Genomic DNA, 14411 nt, shown 5'->3' with positions numbered 1-14411 from the left:
CGACGTGCTCAAATTCTGCTTATGTCCGATGACATCGCTGGGACACAGCTCACAGTGCTCGGGCCGCTCGATACCGTCGACGATCCCCGGGTCCGCGAGCTCTACGCCTACCCCGATGATCTGCAGCGGTGCTGGGTGCGCGCCAACATGATCGCCAGCCTGGACGGGGGCGCCACGTCGGACGGAAAGTCGGGCGGGCTGGGCGGGCCGGGTGACCGCGCACTGTTCCACATCATGCGCGAAGCGGCCGATGTGATCCTGATGGGCGCGGCCACCGTGCGCATCGAGAACTACTCGGGCGTCCAGCTGTCGGCGGCGCAGCGCGAGGCCCGCCAGGAGCGCGGCCAGGCCGAGGTACCCCCGATCGCTGTCATCACCGCATCGGCCAACCTGGATCACGACTCCAAGTTCTTCACCCGCACCGACGTCGCTCCGCTGATTCTCACGTGCAGCAACACCGTCGCCGACGCGCAGCACCGGCTCGGCGCGGTGGCAGAGGTGATCGACGCATCGGGGGCCGATCCCGGGCGGGTCGACCCCGTCACGGCGCTGAGGATCCTCGCCGAACGCAACCTGTTCCGGGTGCTGACCGAGGGCGGCCCGCAGCTGCTGAGCACGCTGATCGAGAACCATCTGCTCGACGAACTGTGTCTGACGGTGGCCCCGCTGCTCATCGGCGGAGTCGCGCGCCGCATCGCCACCGGCCCCGGCCAGGTGCATGCCCAGATGCGTCCGGCACACCTGCTCACCGACACCGAGGGTTTCCTGTACACGCGTTACGTCCGCGGCCGGTGACCGAGCTATCGCTACTGTGGTGCCCATGCGTCATCAGCTGGTGAGGGCCCTGAGTGTGTCGACCGTCGCCGTGTCGGCACTGCTCGCCGGGTGCGCCCCCATCCTTGCCGCGGACCCGAAGTACGCCACCGGCACCGGCGCCCACCCTCAGGGACAACCCGAGACCAGCGCGCCGCCGCCTGCCGGGCCGCCGCCCATCGAGGCTCCGAAGAACGATCCGCTGCAATGGCGCGACTGCACGGCGCGGCTGTTCAGCAATGCCGCGATCCAGCCGGTCCCCGGGATCAAGCTGGAGTGCGCAACCTACGACGCCGACCTCGATCCGATCGAGGGTGCCAGCGGATCGCTGAACATCGGTGTGGTGCGGGCGAGCTCACCTCAGACGCCGCCCAACGCAGGCCCCGTGGTGATGACCACGGGCTCCGATATTCCCACGTCGGTCCAGCTGCCGGCGTGGTTGTCCCGGTCGGGAGCCGACGCGTTGGCCGCCCATCCGATCGTCGCCGTCGACCGCCGCGGAATGGGCATGTCCGAGGCCGTGGACTGCCGCGACGTCTATGACCGTCAGGAAATGCAGGACCAGGCGCAGTTCCAGTCCGGCAACGACCCGGTCGCCAATCTGGGTGCGGTGACCCAGACGGCAACCACCAACTGCACCGACACCATCGCCCCTGGCGACTCGGCGTACAACAACGCCCACGCCGCGGAGGACCTCGAACGGCTTCGCAGCACCTGGGATGTCCCCACCCTGGCACTGCTCGGCATCGGCAACGGCGCTCAGGTCGCCCTCGCCTACGCCGGCTCCCACCCGAACAAGGTGTCGCGCCTGATCCTCGACTCACCGCTGCCGTTGGCGGTCGGCGCGGAGGCCGCAGCCGAACAGCGGGTCAAGGGCCAGCAGGCGGCGCTCGACGCGTTCGCCGCGCAGTGCGTCGCCACCAACTGCCCGCTCGGACCGGATCCGAAGGGTGCCGTCGACGCGTTGCTGGCCGATGCCCGCGCGGGCCGCGGCCCCGGCGGCGCCTCGGTGGCAGCCGTGGCCGACGCCATCACCACCGCCCTCGGTTTCCCGCACGGTGACCGGGTCAGCTCGACCAACGATCTGGCCACTGCGCTGGCCGCCGCCCGGTCCGGCGACCCGAACCTGCTCAACAACCTGATCACCCAGGCCCAGTCGCTTCGGCAGACCGACGGGCAATTCATCAACACCTGCGGCGACGCCCTCAACCGGCCGACGCCCGACCGGGTGCGCGAACTCGTCGTGCAGTGGGGCAAGCTGTACCCGCAATTCGGTACCGTCGGCGCCCTCGATTTGGTGAAATGCCTGAACTGGCCCAGTAGTTCGGCGCCCGCCGATCCCAAAGATCTCAAGATCCCGGTGCTGATCCTCGGAGTGCAGAACGATCCCATCGTCGGCAACGAGGGCGTCTCCGCCGTGGCAGCCAGCATCATCAACGCCGGTGCCACCAATCGGCGGGTCATGTGGCAGGGCATCGGTCACGGCGCCAGCATCTACACACCCTGTGCGCTGCAACCGATCACGCGGTATCTCGACACCGGCAAGGTGCCGGATACCGACACGTTCTGTCCTGCCTGACAGCTCGGCGTCCGGCCGCCGGTGTACGGTTCGCTGGTGACGGCAGTAGATTCCATCCGTAACGGCCTTCTGGGGGCATTCCGTCCCCGCACCTCCCCGCCCAGCGCCGCGACGGTGCTGCGCTCGGTCCTGTGGCCGCTGGCGATCATGTCGATCATCCACCGCAGCTATGTGTTGTCCACCAACGGCTACATCACCGACGACTTCGGCCCGGTGTACCGCGCGGTGTCCAATTTTCGGCGACATTGGGCCATCTACAACGAGCACTTCAATTTCGTCGATCCGCACTATCTGTATCCGCCGGGCGGCACGCTGCTGCTCTCACCGTTCGGATTCCTGCCGGAGTTCGCGTCGCGGTTCTGGTTCGTTGCATTCAACGCGGTAGCGGTCATCATCGCGGCCTGCCTTTTGGTACGACTGTTCAAGTTCTCCCTGACCTCGGTGGCGCTGCCCGCCCTGCTGCTGGCCATGTTCTGCACTGAATCAGTCACCAACACACTTGTTTTCACCAACATCAACGGCTGCATCCTGCTGGCCGAGGTGCTGTTCTTCCGCTGGCTGCTGGACGGCAAGCAGAGCCATCAGTGGCTGGCCGGCGCAGCCATCGGCATGACGCTCGTGGTCAAACCCCTGCTCGGCGTCCTGCTGTTGCTGCCGCTGCTGAACCGGCAGTGGCGCGCACTGGTGACGGCGTTCGCGGTGCCGATCGTGTTCAACGCGGTGGCCTGGCCCCTGTCGGCGGATCCGATGGGCTTCGTGCACAACACGCTGCCCTACATCATGCAGACCCGCGACTACTTCAACTCCGCCATCCTGGGCAACGGCATCTACTACGGCCTGCCGATGTGGCTGATCGTCGTACTGCGCGCCACGTTCGTGGTGCTCGCCGCGGTGAGCCTGTGGCTGCTGTACCGCTACTACCGCGAGCGCGACCAACTGTTCTGGATGCTGACCTCCTCGGGTGTGTTGCTGATCACCTCGTGGCTCGTGCTGTCACTGGCCCAGGGCTACTACTCGATGACGTTGTTCCCGTTCCTGATGACGGTGGTGCTGCCGAACTCGGTTCTGCGCAACTGGCCTGCGTGGCTCGGGGTCTACGGCTTCATGACGATGGATCGCTGGTTGATGTGGCGCTGGCCGACGACCGGCCGCTTCCTGGAGTACATGAAGATCACCTACGGCTGGTCGCTGGTCCTGATCGTGGTGTTCTGCGTGCTGTACTTCCGCTACCTCGACGCCAAGGCCGACGACCGGCTCGACGAAGGCATCGACCCGGTATGGCTCAGCCGACCGCGCGAAGCCGTCTCAGCGTGAGCTGAACCGCAAAAGCCTGCCCCGGAACCTGTGCAGTTCATGGGGTCTGCCACATCTGGCGCGTGTCGGCGGACACCACGTAATTTGGGGATATGACGAACCCGGGTCCCAAGGTGGAACTGACCGACGACCAGTGGCGCGAGAAGCTCACTCCGGAAGAGTTCGCGGTGCTCCGCCGGGCCGGCACCGAACGACCCTTCACCGGGGAGTACACCGACACCAAGACCGCCGGTGTCTACGAGTGCCGGGCGTGCGGCGCCGAGCTGTTCCGCAGCACCGAGAAGTTCGAATCGCATTGCGGTTGGCCGTCTTTCTTCGACCCGGCCAATTCGGACGCGGTGATCCTGCGCTCGGACAATTCCCTGGGTATGCGCCGCGTCGAGGTGCTGTGCGCCAACTGCCACAGTCATCTCGGGCACGTCTTCGAGGGTGAGGGCTATCCCACCCCGACCGACCAGCGGTACTGCATCAACTCCATATCACTGCGCCTGGTCCCGGCCGAGAGCTGAGGGACACCCGCGGGAATGGTGGTTTCGCAGCCCACCGCATCGCAACTGCGCCGATGGCGACAACATCTGGCCAATGAACGCGCCGAAGCAGCTGTCTACCGGGATCTGGCGCAGCGCCGCGACGGCGCCGAACGCGAGATCCTGCTGCAGCTGGCCGCCGCGGAAGGCAGGCACGAGAACCACTGGTTGACGCTGCTCGGCGACCAGGTGGGCAGACCTCACCGGCCCGACCTCCGCACCCGGGTGCTCGGGTTCCTGGCCCGTCACCTGGGCTCGGTGTTCACGCTGGCCCTGGCCCAACGCGCCGAGGCCCGTTCGGCATACGAGACCGACGTCGACGCCACGCCGACGATGGCCGCCGATGAGCGAATCCACATGGAGGTCGTCCGTGCGCTCGCCAGCCGGGGCCGCGACCAGCTGTCGGGCAGTTTCCGCGCCGCGGTGTTCGGGGCCAATGACGGGCTGGTCAGCAACCTCGCGCTGGTGCTGGGCATCAGCGCCACCGGGGTGTCCAACCACACGATCCTGGCGACCGGCCTGGCCGGCTTGATCGCCGGAGCGTTGTCGATGGGCGCCGGTGAATACGTGTCGGTCAACTCACAGCTCGAACTCCTGGAGGCGTCGACGCCCAGCGCCACGGCCGGTACCGCGGTGAAGGCGCTCGACGTCGACGCGAACGAGCTTGCCCTGGTGTACCGGGCGCGCGGCATGAGCGAGGAGGAGGCCGCCGAGCAGTCCGCCGCGGTCTTCGCGAGCCTGCGATCCGGCGCCCTGGGTGACTCGCCGCTGGGTGAGGTGTCCACCGAGAAGCACGAAGCCGTCGGAACGGGACTGCGGGCAGCGGTGTCCAGCTTCATGTTCTTCGCGTCCGGGGCGCTGATCCCCGTGCTGCCGTACCTCTTCGGCCTCAGCGGCATCACCGCCGTGGTGGTCTCGGCGGTCCTGGTGGGACTGGCCCTGCTGAGCACGGGAATGATCGTCGGCCTGCTCTCCGGCGGGCCGCCGCTGCGCCGCGCGATGCGCCAGTTGCTGATCGGCTACGGCGCCGCCACCGTGACCTATCTGCTGGGCCTGTTGTTCGGGACGGCGGCAGGCTAGCGGCGGTCAGCGCCTCAGGATGCCATTGAGCGCCGTGGTCATCGCGAACTCTGCGATCGCACGAAGCTGTTGGGCATCAACGGCTTTGCGGTCGGGACGCCAACCCAACGACAACACGCCGTCCATCATCGACCACAGGGCGACCGCCGCCGTCGCCGGCTGAAGCGTCGGGATGAAGCTGCCGTCATCGACGCCGGCGGCCAGCACCTCGGCGAGCTTGTCCATCTGTTCGTCGATCTTCTGGGCGACGCGCTCCAATGCCGCCGGTTCGTCGGGCGGATTCGCGAGGACCTGAAACTGGTGCGGGCGCTCGCACGCGAAGTCCAGATACGCGCGTGCGGCCGCGACGAGCCGCTCGGTGGGGGTCCCGTCGACCGCGAACGCGGTGTCCATGTATCGGCGGTTGTCCTCGACAGCCCGTTCGGCGATGGCGACCAGGACGTCGGGTCTGCGTCCCACGCGGTTGTAGACCGTCTGGATGGCGACGTCGGCACGCTCGGCCACGGCGTCGACGGTGACTGCCGGTAGACCGCCTTCGACCAGCAGCTGTTCGGCGGCGTCGATGATCGCCTCCCGGTTGGCTGCCGCTCGACGGGCGGTCCGGGTGACGTTGGCCTCACTCACCCACAAAACTTTACTACGCTCCATACTTGGAGTAGACTCCACTATTAGATTTCATCCCATCGATGTGAGATCCCATCTCACCAGGAGACAGCCAGATGCGCACACCGGCGACCAGGTACTACCGCGACCAGCAGGCCTGGCGTGACCTGCAGAAGTCCCTGCCCGAGCGGCTCCGGTTGACCGACCAGAGCGCCCCCACCGAGGAGTTCTGGCAGTGGCGGGGCCACCAGGTGCACCTCGACCGCTACGCCAATCCCGATGCGCCGGCCAAGATCGTGCTGCATCACGGCGTAGGCACCAATGGACGGCAGATGAGCCTGATCGTCGGCGCCCCGCTGGCGGCCCGCGGCTTCGAGACCGTCGCGCTCGACAACCTCGGCTACGGGCTGACCCAGGTGCGCCCCGGCACCCTCGTCTCCTACGACGACTGGGTGGACCTCGTGGTGGACTTCCTGGCCTACGAGCAGTCCCGTGACGACCGGCCGATCGTGCTGTACGGCCTCAGCGCCGGCGGCATGCTCACCTACCATGTCGCCGCCAAGGCTCCGAAAGGGACGCTGCGCGGCATCGTCGGCATGACGTTCTTGGATCAGCGCAACCAGACAGTCCGCATCGACACCGCGCACGACAAACTCACCGCCCGCATCGGGACGCCCGCGATGCACATCGCGGCCCGCACGCCCGCCGCCCGCATTCGCATCCCGATGACCCTGGCCTCGAAGATGTCGGCTTTGGTCAACGACCCGACGGCACTCAAGATCATGACCAAGGACCGCACCTCCGGCGGCAACTGGGTTCCCATCCGCTTCCTGGACAGCTACCTGAACTACACCCCCGCTGTCGAACCGGCCGACTTCGATGCATGCCCGGTCCTGCTGACCCAGCCCGCCGAGGACCGCTGGACCCCGCTGGAACTGAGCCAGCCGGTGCTGTCGCGCATCACCCGCGTGCCGGTGCAGACGGTGATGATGACCAACGCCGGCCACTATCCGGTCGAAGAGCCCGGCTTGACCCAGATGCAGGACGCCATCGCGGAATTCGTCACCGCGAACACCCGATGAGCGACGTCACACGAAGGCGCTGAGACCGGTGATCGCCCGTCCGACGATCAGCGTGTTCATCTCGCGGGTGCCCTCGTAGGAGTAGATCGCCTCGGCGTCGGCCACGAACCGGCCGACGTTGTGCTCCAACAGGATTCCATTGCCGCCCATCAGTTCCCGTGCGTAACCGACGGTTTCGCGCATCCGCACCGTGCTCCACGCCTTGGCCAGCGAGGAGTGCCGGTCCTCGGCACGTCCCTGGTCCTGCAGTTGAGACAGCTGCGCGCACAGCGCCCACGACGACGTGATGTTGCCCAGCATGCGCACCAACAGGTCTTGCACCAACTGGAATGCCCCGATGGGCCTGCCGAACTGCTCACGCTCGACCGCATATTTCAGCGCGTTGTCGTAGGCGCCCCGCGCACACCCGACGGCCATCCACGCCACCCCGGCCCGGGTCATCCGCAGCACCTCGGCGGTGTCACGGAAGGAGTTGGCGTTCTGCAGTCGGTCGGCCTCGTCGACCCGCACGTCGTCGAGTGTGATGAGCGCGTTCTGCACGATCCGCAGCGCGATCTTGTCTTCCAGTTTCGTGGTGGAGAAGCCGGGTGTGTCGTTGGCGACGATGAATCCCTTGACCTGCCCGTCAGCCACATCCTTGGCCCAGATGATGGTGAGATCGCCGAAGGTCGCGTTACCGATCCACTTCTTCTGACCGTTGAGAATCCATGTGTCGCCTTCGCGCCGCGCGGTCGTGGTGAGCCCGCCGGAGGCGCCGGATCCGACCTCCGGCTCGGTGAGGCCGAACGAGCCGATCTTGTCCAGCCGCGCCATCTCGGGCAGGTACCGCTGCTTCTGTTCTTCGTTGCCGCACAGGTAGATCGAGCCCATCGCCAGGCCGCCGTGCACACCGGAGAAGGTCGCGATCGACGGGTCGGTGCGGGCCAGTTCCATCGCCACCATGCCGTCGAGCAGGTATGAGGCACCGCGGCATCCGAACCCGTGATACGGCAGGCCGGCCAGACCCAGCTGCCGAAACCCGGGGACGACCTCGAACGGGAACGTGCCGCGCTGCCAGTGCTCGTTGACCACGGGAGCGACTTCCGACGCCATGAATTCGCGTACCCGGTAGAGGAATTCGCGTTCGTCCGGGCTCAACAACCCTTCGAGTTCATAGAAGTCGGCGGTGTCGATGGCAGGTGTGGTCATGGCTGTCTTCCTCGGGTGTTGGGTCTGAACGAGGCGATCGGGTCGCCCGACAGATCAATGGTCCCGAGTCAGCGGTCGGATGTCGTTGTCACTGGTGACAACCTCGGTGCAGCCGCGGTGTGCCAGTGCACACCGCGCCGCTCAGCCCATCCGGGTGGCGTGCACCTCCCAGAACGGCATGTGCACGCGGCCGTCGATCAGCCACGGCTCGATCACCCGCAAGCGCTCCAGCAGCGGTTGCATCCCCTCGGCCATGTCGGGGTTGCGAGCGGCCATCATCTCGAACGTCTCGACGCTGACGTTGCCCTGATAGGTGGTGGGCCCGAGGTAGGTGATGTCCCAGCCGGCGTCCGGCAGCACCGCACGGAAATCGTCGGCGGTGAGGTACCGCGGCATCCGGAAGCCGTTGACGTTGTGATCGGCGAATTCGAACATGAACAACCGCGCCCCGGGTTTGGTGGCCCGGTGCAGCGCGCGCACGTAGGACTTCTGCAGTTCCTGCTCGCCGGTGAACACATGGAAGAACGCGGAGTCGACGACGGTGTCGAAACGCCCTTCCAGGCCTTCGAGTTTGGTGGCATCGGCCACCTGGAAGTCCACCGTCACCCCGGCTTTCGCCGCGTTCTCCTTGGCCCGCTCGATCGCCGTGGGCGATGCGTCGATGCCCGTGGCCGACAGGCCCTTCGACGCGTAGTGGATGGCGTGGTGGCCGGGGCCGGTGCCCGGGTCGAGTACCTCCCCTTTGACGGCGCCGACCGCGACGAGTTGCTGGACGACCGGTTGGGGGCCCCCGATGTCCCACGGGGTGGCGGCAGGCAGACCGTGCGATGTCCGCTCGTCGCGGTACATCTCTTCGAAATGGCGCGTGGTGTCTTCTGGAGCAGTCATATCCGCGAGGGTAGGCCTGCTACCGAAACGCCCACGTCAACCGAGGCGCGCCGGGGACTACGGCAGCTTGGCGACGAGTTCCTCGACGGCGACCCGCGGCCCGGTGAAGAACGGGGTCTCCTCACGGGTGTGGCGCCTCGCGTCGGTGGCCCGCAGGTCCCGCATCAAGTCCACGATGCGGTCCAACTCGGGTGCCTCGAACGCCAGGATCCACTCGTAGTCGCCCAAGGCGAACGCCGGAACGGTGTTGGCGCGCACGTCCTTGTACCCGCGGGCGGCCATGCCGTGTTCGGAGAGCATCCGGCGCCGCTCCTCGTCGGGCAGCAGGTACCACTCGTAGGAGCGCACGAACGGGTAGACGCAGATGTAGGCGCCGGGGTCCTCGCCCGCGATGAATGCCGGGACGTGGCTCTTGTTGAACTCGGCCGGCCGGTGCAGCGCCGCGCTGCTCCACACCGGGTCACTGGCCCGGCCCAGTGCCGTGGTGCGGCGGAAGTCGGAGTAGGTGGCCTGCAGCGCCTCGATCTTCTCGGCGTGCGTCCAGATCATGAAGTCGGCGTCGGCGCGCAACCCGGCGACATCGTAGAGCCCGCGCACCACGACACCGCGGTCCTCTTGAGCCTTGAAGAAGGTCGCGGCCTCGTCGATGATTTCGGCGCGGTCCTCCCCCAGTTCGCCGGGGTTCACCGAGAACACCGAGAACATCAGGTAGCGCAGGGTGGAGTTCAGAACGTCGAAATCGAGCTTGGCCATAGGCCTATCGTGCCACGCCCGGTTTGAGCAGGGTGTCGGCAGCACGGGTGGCCGCGGCCACACACGCCGGCACCCCGATGCCGTCGAGATAGCCGCCGGCCACGGCCAGGGTCGGGGGCAGACCGGCGCGCAGTTCAGCCACCAGATCGGCGTGCCCCGGGCCGTACTGCGGCATCGCGTCGATCCATCGCTGCACGTGACTGTCGACCGGATCGACCGTCACGCCGAACAGGGTGTTCAGGTCGCGCGCCGCCCACGCGAGCAGGTCCTCGTCGCCGGTGTCGCGGGCCAGGGTGTCGCCGTACCGGCCGAACGACAACCGCACCAATTCGACATTGCCGCGCCGCCCCCATTTGCGGGACGACAAGGTGACGGCCTTTGCGTTGAGCAGGTTCCGACGCTCGTCGTGCGGATCTGCGCCTGCCACGAGCACCCCGGATTGCTGCGGCAGCGGTGTCCCGCCCGGCAGCGCGAGTGCCACGACCGCCGCCGAGGCGACGCGGATGCGGCGGGCGGCCGCCGCGGTTCGCGGCGCGATGTGTTCGATCAGCTTCGGCAGCCGCGGCGCCGGAACGGCCAGCACGACCGCGTCGGCGTGCCAGCGGGTGCCCTCGTCGTCGAGCACCTCCCAGCCCCGTGTGCCTCGGTCGACCCGCTCGGCGCCCACCTGGACCCACCGGGCCGCGGATCGGCGGTGCAGCTCGTCGAGCAGCACGCGGTAGCCGCCGTCCAGCGCGCCGAACACCGAGTCGCCCGCCGGTGGTGGCAATGCCGCCCGCACGGCATCGGTCAGGCTGCGGGCGCCCCGGTCGAGCGCAGCGGCCAGCGGCGGGACAGCCGAACGCAACCCGATGGTCGCCGCCGACCCGGCGTACACGCCGGCCAGCAGCGGGTCGACCGAGCGGGTCACCACCTGTGCTCCGAACCGGTCCCCGACGAGCTCGGCGACTGTGGGGTCGGCGCCGGGGCGCCAGCTGAACGGGCGGGCCCGCTCGTCGAGGATGCGGGCGACGGTTGCGTCGTCGACCAGTCCGAGCAGCGACGACGCCTCAGCGGGTATGCCCTGAAGGGTGCCCGTCGGCATCGGGTGCAGGCGTCCGCCGCTGTAGATCAACGGACGTACCCCGGTGGTGGCGATCTGGCGCCGGTTGAGCCCCAGCTCGGCCAGCAGTGCCGGCATCTCGGGCCTGCGCACCACGAACGCCTCCGCGCCGACGTCCAGCGGCTGCCCGCCGACGCGTTCGGTCCGCAACACTCCGCCCAGCCGGTCGGCCGGGTCCAGCAGGGTGATGTCCGCGTCGGGGCCGGCGGCCATCCGGAGCCGGTACGCCGCGACCAGGCCCGAAATGCCGCCGCCGACAATGCAATACGCGGGCCTCACAGTGTGTGGACCAGCTCCACTGCCTGGGTGATGATTCCGGGATCGGTCGCAGGCAACACCCCGTGCCCCAGATTGAAGACATGTCCGGCGGCGCCGGCGGCGACCGCCTGACGGCCCTCCTCGACCACCCGGCGTACCTCGGCCTCGGCCACCGGCCAGCCGGCCAGCAGCACCACCGGATCGAGGTTGCCCTGCAACGCGGTGCCCGGCCTCACCCGCGCGGCCGCATCGACCAGCGATGTGCGCCAGTCCACGCCCACCACGGATGCCGCGGCCGGCTCCACCGCCTCGGACATGGCGCCGAGCAGTTCGGCGGTACCGACCCCGAAATGGGTCATCGGCACGCCCGCGGCGGCCATGGTGGTGAACACCCGGGCGCTGTGGGGCAGCACGTAGCTGCGGTAGTCGGCGAGCGACAGGGTCCCGGCCCAGGAATCGAACACCTGCAGCGCGTCCACACCGGCGTCCACCTGGGCCTGCAGGAACGCGATGGTCAGATCGGTCAGCGCCGTCATCAGGGCGTGCCAGGTTTCGGGCTCGCCGAGCATCATGGCCTTGGTGCGATCGTGATGGCGGCTTGGCCCGCCTTCCACCAGGTAGGAGGCCAGCGTGAACGGGGCACCTGCGAACCCGATCAGGGGCACCTCACCCAACGCGGACACCAGCAGGGACACCGCTTCGGTGACCGGCGAGACCTGCTGCGGTTCAAGCGGTTTCAGCTCTTGCACATCAGCGATCGTGCGAATCGGATGCTCGATGACGGGCCCGACATCGGGCACGATGTCCAGACCGACGCCCGACGCCTTGAGCGGCACCACGATGTCGGAGAACAAGATTGCGGCGTCGACCCCGTGGCGCCGGACGGGTTGAAGGGTGATCTCGCAGACCAGTTCGGGGTCGAAGCAGGCCTCCAGCATGCGGTGCTGGGCCCGCAGCGCGCGATACTCGGGCAGGGACCGGCCGGCCTGCCGCATGAACCACACCGGCACACGGTGCGGGGCGCGGCCGCTGACGGCGGCCAGGTAGGGCGACTCGGGCAGCTCACGGCGGGTATTCATCGGGTCCTATGGTGCCACGGAGCGGCACACCGGACTCCCCGCACCGCCGCGCGGGCATCAATACGGCGCGCCTGCCCACTGTCCTGGCCTGATGGGCTAGCGTCAAAAGATGTGACGTCTGCCGAACCGGCACAGTTTCGGACGGCGGTGGCGGCGATGAATGCCACCACCGTACGCCCGGAAATCGAGCTGGGCCCGATCCGCCCGCCACAGCGGCTGGCGCCCTACAGCTATGCGCTGGGCGCCGAGGTCAAGCATCCCGAGACCGCGATCGTCCCGGAGCGATCCGAAGGTGACGCCTTCGGTCGGCTGATCCTGCTGCACGACCCCGAGGGCGCAGAGGCCTGGGACGGCACGATGCGGCTGGTGGCCTACATCCAGGCCGATCTGGACTCCAGCGAAGCCGTCGACCCGCTGCTGCCCGAAGTCGCGTGGAGCTGGCTCGTCGATGCGTTGGATACGCGAGCCGAACACGTCACGGCGCTCGGCGGCACCGTCACCGCTACCACCTCGGTGCGGTACGGCGACATCTCCGGTCCCCCGCGGGCCCATCAGCTGGAGCTGCGGGCCTCGTGGACGGCCACCAACTTGGAGCTGGGGCCGCACGTGGAGGCGTTCTGTGAAGTCCTCGAGCACGCGGCGGGGCTGCCCCCCGCCGGTGTCACGGACCTGAGTTCCCGCACGCGCGCGTGAGATGACAGACGGGGAATCAGACCATACCGAGACGGCCGAGCCGGAGGCCACACCTCTACTCGCGCCGGCCGAGGGCGTGCCTGAGCTGTGTGTCAGCGCCCAGGAGATAGCTTCGGCGGCAACGTTTCTCGCCCGCGGCACGGGCAGCTTCGCCATCGACGCCGAACGGGCCTCGGGGTTCCGCTACTCCAATCGGGCGTATCTGGTGCAGATCCGCCGCGCCGGGGCAGGCACCGTACTGATCGATCCGGTGAACCACGGGGGTTCGCCGATCGATGCGCTGGCTCCCGTGGCGCACACGCTGGAAGCCGACGAGTGGGTGTTGCACGCCGCCGACCAGGACCTGCCGTGCCTGGCCGAGATCGGCTTGCGCCCGGCCCGGCTCTACGACACCGAGCTGGCCGGCCGGCTCGCCGGGTTCGAGCGGGTCAATCTGGCCGCCATGGTGCAGCGGCTTCTCGGCCTGCAGTTGATGAAGGGCCACGGCGCGGCGGACTGGTCCAAGCGGCCGCTGCCCGGCGACTGGCTGAACTACGCCGCACTCGACGTCGAGGTGCTGTTGGAGCTGCGCGACGCGATCGCCGACGTCCTCGAAGAACAGGGCAAAACCGACTGGGCCGCACAGGAATTCGAATATCTGCGGACCTACGTCGCCCAGCCCACCCGGCGCGACCGGTGGCGGCGCACCTCAGGCATCCACAAAGTACGCAATCCCCGCGCGCTGGCCGCCGTGCGCGAGCTGTGGACCACCCGCGACAACATCGCCCGCAGCCGCGACATCGCGCCGGGCCGCATCCTGCCCGACTCCGCGATCATCAGCGCTGCGACCGCCGACCCGAAGACCGTCGACGAACTGATCGCGCTGCCCATCTTCGGCGGATCCAAGCAACGCCGGACGGCGCAGGTCTGGCTCGACGCCCTGGAGCGCGCCCGGCAGAACCCCGACCCGCCGTCGGCGACAGAACCGCAGAACGGCCCGCCACCGGCGGCGCGCTGGAGCAGGCGCAAGCCCGAGGCCGCAGCCCGGCTGGAGGCCGCCCGAGCCGGTCTGGCGGAACTGTCCGCGCGGGTGTCGGTGCCTGCCGAAAACCTCATCACCCCCGAGGTGGTGCGACGGTTGTGCTGGGACTGGCAACCGGTGTCCGACGTCGCGACGGCGGTCGAGGAGTTCCTGGTCGAGGCGCAGGTCCGGCCCTGGCAGCGCGAGCTGACGGTGCCGATCCTGACGGCCGCGCTGTCCACCGAAACCTGATTCAGCGCAACGACCTTCGCGAGTGTGAATCGTCTGCGCGAAATGTGCGCTCAAAGTCAAGTAGTTAATGCAACGCGGTTCTATGCAGCTTGGTTGAGCAGGGCGGCTAAGCGTTGGGCTGGGGTGTTGTAGTCGAGGGTGGGTCGGGGTCTGGTGTTGAGTTTGTCTTGGATGCGTTTGAGGTCGGCTTTGGTGTAGCC

Annotated in this window: 14 protein-coding genes; 8 read left to right on the top strand and 6 right to left on the bottom strand. The window is 68.1% G+C overall.

The annotated features are described in order from the left end of the window. Positions 1–21 precede the first annotated feature (21 nt). From RMCB_RS30275 to RMCB_RS30255, 5 genes are all read left to right on the top strand, one after another. Positions 22–795, top strand: a complete 774-nt coding sequence (locus tag RMCB_RS30275; protein ID WP_062831707.1) for a pyrimidine reductase family protein — start codon at positions 22–24, stop codon at positions 793–795. A gap of 25 nt (positions 796–820) precedes the next feature. After that, positions 821–2392: an alpha/beta fold hydrolase gene (locus RMCB_RS30270; protein WP_062831706.1), complete on the top strand. Its 1572-nt coding sequence runs from the start codon at positions 821–823 to the stop codon at positions 2390–2392. Positions 2393–2413: 21 nt separating this feature from the next. After that, a complete protein-coding gene (gene aftC / locus RMCB_RS30265) occupies positions 2414–3706 on the top strand; it encodes an arabinofuranan 3-O-arabinosyltransferase (protein ID WP_062831705.1) in 1293 nt (430 codons plus the stop codon). 92 nt (positions 3707–3798) lie between these two features. Further along, positions 3799–4215 (top strand): peptide-methionine (R)-S-oxide reductase MsrB, encoded by a 417-nt coding sequence (msrB, locus tag RMCB_RS30260; protein WP_029373182.1) that lies wholly within the window; start codon positions 3799–3801, stop codon positions 4213–4215. Positions 4216–4230: 15 nt separating this feature from the next. Then, positions 4231–5313, top strand: a complete 1083-nt coding sequence (locus RMCB_RS30255) for a VIT1/CCC1 transporter family protein (RefSeq protein WP_062831704.1) — start codon at positions 4231–4233, stop codon at positions 5311–5313. A 6-nt stretch (positions 5314–5319) separates the two neighbouring features. On the opposite strand, the gene RMCB_RS30250 is transcribed toward RMCB_RS30255, so the two are convergent. Further along, positions 5320–5937, bottom strand: a complete 618-nt coding sequence (locus RMCB_RS30250; protein WP_234792294.1) for a TetR/AcrR family transcriptional regulator — start codon at positions 5935–5937, stop codon at positions 5320–5322. 95 nt (positions 5938–6032) lie between these two features. Between RMCB_RS30250 and RMCB_RS30245 the strand changes: the two genes are divergently transcribed. Continuing rightward, positions 6033–6998: an alpha/beta hydrolase gene (locus tag RMCB_RS30245; RefSeq protein ID WP_062831702.1), complete on the top strand. Its 966-nt coding sequence runs from the start codon at positions 6033–6035 to the stop codon at positions 6996–6998. Between the two features lie 6 nt (positions 6999–7004). Here the strand turns inward: RMCB_RS30245 and RMCB_RS30240 are convergent, their stop codons facing one another. The 5 genes from RMCB_RS30240 to hemE all read right to left on the bottom strand — a co-directional run bounded on the left by RMCB_RS30240 (position 7005) and on the right by hemE (position 12266). Beyond that, on the bottom strand, positions 7005–8186 hold the full coding sequence (locus RMCB_RS30240; RefSeq protein ID WP_062831701.1) for an acyl-CoA dehydrogenase family protein: 1182 nt from the start codon (positions 8184–8186) through the stop codon (positions 7005–7007). 141 nt (positions 8187–8327) lie between these two features. Continuing rightward, positions 8328–9074 (bottom strand): class I SAM-dependent methyltransferase, encoded by a 747-nt coding sequence (locus tag RMCB_RS30235; protein WP_062831700.1) that lies wholly within the window; start codon positions 9072–9074, stop codon positions 8328–8330. 57 nt (positions 9075–9131) lie between these two features. Then, complete coding sequence (gene hemQ, locus RMCB_RS30230) at positions 9132–9827, bottom strand: hydrogen peroxide-dependent heme synthase (protein ID WP_029373178.1); 696 nt, start codon at positions 9825–9827, stop codon at positions 9132–9134. Positions 9828–9831: 4 nt separating this feature from the next. Then, positions 9832–11208: a protoporphyrinogen oxidase gene (locus RMCB_RS30225; RefSeq protein ID WP_062831699.1), complete on the bottom strand. Its 1377-nt coding sequence runs from the start codon at positions 11206–11208 to the stop codon at positions 9832–9834. Further along, positions 11205–12266, bottom strand: coding sequence for a uroporphyrinogen decarboxylase (gene hemE, locus RMCB_RS30220; protein ID WP_062831698.1), 1062 nt, complete (start codon positions 12264–12266; stop codon positions 11205–11207). Before hemE ends, RMCB_RS30225 begins: the two co-directional genes overlap by 4 nt. A gap of 111 nt (positions 12267–12377) precedes the next feature. Between hemE and RMCB_RS30215 the strand changes: the two genes are divergently transcribed. Continuing rightward, positions 12378–12959, top strand: coding sequence for a DUF3000 domain-containing protein (locus RMCB_RS30215; RefSeq protein ID WP_029374046.1), 582 nt, complete (start codon positions 12378–12380; stop codon positions 12957–12959). A gap of 1 nt (position 12960) precedes the next feature. Continuing rightward, complete coding sequence (locus tag RMCB_RS30210) at positions 12961–14211, top strand: HRDC domain-containing protein (RefSeq protein WP_062831697.1); 1251 nt, start codon at positions 12961–12963, stop codon at positions 14209–14211. The last annotated feature ends 200 nt before the right edge of the window (positions 14212–14411 follow it).

The organism is Mycolicibacterium brisbanense, from assembly GCF_001570425.1.
GTDB lineage: Bacteria > Actinomycetota > Actinomycetes > Mycobacteriales > Mycobacteriaceae > Mycobacterium > Mycobacterium brisbanense.
Note: the sequence above shows the minus strand (reverse complement) of the source record. Positions and strands in the feature narration are given on the sequence as shown.

Bases quoted from the DNA above. Each gene is read 5' to 3' on its own strand.
- msrB (WP_029373182.1), top strand. From the start codon at position 3,799: ATGACGAACCCGGGTCCCAAGGTGGAACTGACCGACGACCAGTGGCGC.
- RMCB_RS30255 (WP_062831704.1), top strand. From the start codon at position 4,231: ATGGTGGTTTCGCAGCCCACCGCATCGCAACTGCGCCGATGGCGACAA.
- hemQ (WP_029373178.1), bottom strand. From the start codon at position 9,827: ATGGCCAAGCTCGATTTCGACGTTCTGAACTCCACCCTGCGCTACCTG.
- RMCB_RS30210 (WP_062831697.1), top strand. From the start codon at position 12,961: ATGACAGACGGGGAATCAGACCATACCGAGACGGCCGAGCCGGAGGCC.
- RMCB_RS30275 (WP_062831707.1), top strand. From the start codon at position 22: ATGTCCGATGACATCGCTGGGACACAGCTCACAGTGCTCGGGCCGCTC.
- RMCB_RS30270 (WP_062831706.1), top strand. From the start codon at position 821: ATGCGTCATCAGCTGGTGAGGGCCCTGAGTGTGTCGACCGTCGCCGTG.
- hemE (WP_062831698.1), bottom strand. From the start codon at position 12,266: ATGAATACCCGCCGTGAGCTGCCCGAGTCGCCCTACCTGGCCGCCGTC.
- RMCB_RS30245 (WP_062831702.1), top strand. From the start codon at position 6,033: ATGCGCACACCGGCGACCAGGTACTACCGCGACCAGCAGGCCTGGCGT.
- RMCB_RS30235 (WP_062831700.1), bottom strand. From the start codon at position 9,074: ATGACTGCTCCAGAAGACACCACGCGCCATTTCGAAGAGATGTACCGC.
- RMCB_RS30240 (WP_062831701.1), bottom strand. From the start codon at position 8,186: ATGACCACACCTGCCATCGACACCGCCGACTTCTATGAACTCGAAGGG.